This window comes from Streptomyces luteosporeus (genome assembly GCF_039532865.1).
GTDB classification, from domain to species: Bacteria; Actinomycetota; Actinomycetes; order Streptomycetales; family Streptomycetaceae; genus Streptomyces; species Streptomyces luteosporeus.
This window is the reverse complement of sequence record NZ_BAAASL010000046.1, coordinates 1-1,457: the sequence shown is the minus strand read 5'-3', so window position 1 is coordinate 1,457 and position 1,457 is coordinate 1. Positions and strand designations below refer to the sequence as shown.

At 56.8% G+C, this 1,457-nt stretch carries 2 protein-coding genes; one reads left to right on the top strand and one right to left on the bottom strand.

Going from position 1 to position 1,457, the window contains the following annotated elements; all coding sequences use genetic code 11:
* The first annotated feature begins 84 nt into the window (after nucleotides 1-84).
* Complete coding sequence (locus tag ABD361_RS30285) at nucleotides 85-789, top strand: IS6-like element IS26 family transposase (RefSeq protein WP_001067855.1); 705 nt, start codon at nucleotides 85-87, stop codon at nucleotides 787-789.
* Here ABD361_RS30285 and ABD361_RS30280 read toward each other — a convergent pair.
* On the bottom strand, nucleotides 680-1,457 hold a 778-nt coding region (locus ABD361_RS30280; protein ID WP_425583370.1), incomplete at its 5' end, for an integron integrase. The genes ABD361_RS30285 and ABD361_RS30280 overlap by 110 nt on opposite strands.

The following is a 1,457-nucleotide window of genomic DNA, read 5'->3' as shown; positions in this document are numbered from 1 at the left end:
GAACGAAAACTCACGTTAAGGGGCACTGTTGCAAATAGTCGGTGGTGATAAACTTATCATCCCCTTTTGCTGATGGAGCTGCACATGAACCCATTCAAAGGCCGGCATTTTCAGCGTGACATCATTCTGTGGGCCGTACGCTGGTACTGCAAATACGGCATCAGTTACCGTGAGCTGCAGGAGATGCTGGCTGAACGCGGAGTGAATGTCGATCACTCCACGATTTACCGCTGGGTTCAGCGTTATGCGCCTGAAATGGAAAAACGGCTGCGCTGGTACTGGCGTAACCCTTCCGATCTTTGCCCGTGGCACATGGATGAAACCTACGTGAAGGTCAATGGCCGCTGGGCGTATCTGTACCGGGCCGTCGACAGCCGGGGCCGCACTGTCGATTTTTATCTCTCCTCCCGTCGTAACAGCAAAGCTGCATACCGGTTTCTGGGTAAAATCCTCAACAACGTGAAGAAGTGGCAGATCCCGCGATTCATCAACACGGATAAAGCGCCCGCCTATGGTCGCGCGCTTGCTCTGCTCAAACGCGAAGGCCGGTGCCCGTCTGACGTTGAACACCGACAGATTAAGTACCGGAACAACGTGATTGAATGCGATCATGGCAAACTGAAACGGATAATCGGCGCCACGCTGGGATTTAAATCCATGAAGACGGCTTACGCCACCATCAAAGGTATTGAGGTGATGCGTGCACTACGCAAAGGCCAGGCCTCAGCATTTTATTATGGTGATCCCCTGGGCGAAATGCGCCTGGTAAGCAGAGTTTTTGAAATGTAAGGCCTTTGAATAAGACAAAAGGCTGCCTCATCGCTAACTTTGCAACAGTGCCGAGCAGATCCTGCACGGTTCGAATGTCGTAACCGCTGCGGAGCAAGGCCGTCGCGAACGAGTGGCGGAGGGTGTGCGGTGTGGCGGGCTTCGTGATGCCTGCTTGTTCTACGGCACGTTTGAAGGCGCGCTGAAAGGTCTGGTCATACATGTGATGGCGACGCACGACACCGCTCCGTGGATCGGTCGAATGCGTGTGCTGCGCAAAAACCCAGAACCACGGCCAGGAATGCCCGGCGCGCGGATACTTCCGCTCAAGGGCGTCGGGAAGCGCAACGCCGCTGCGGCCCTCGGCCTGGTCCTTCAGCCACCATGCCCGTGCACGCGACAGCTGCTCGCGCAGGCTGGGTGCCAAGCTCTCGGGTAACATCAAGGCCCGATCCTTGGAGCCCTTGCCCTCCCGCACGATGATCGTGCCGTGATCGAAATCCAGATCCTTGACCCGCAGTTGCAAACCCTCACTGATCCGCATGCCCGTTCCATACAGAAGCTGGGCGAACAAACGATGCTCGCCTTCCAGAAAACCGAGGATGCGAACCACTTCATCCGGGGTCAGCACCACCGGCAAGCGCCGCGACGGCCGAGGTCTTCCGATCTCCTGAAGCCAGGGCAGATCC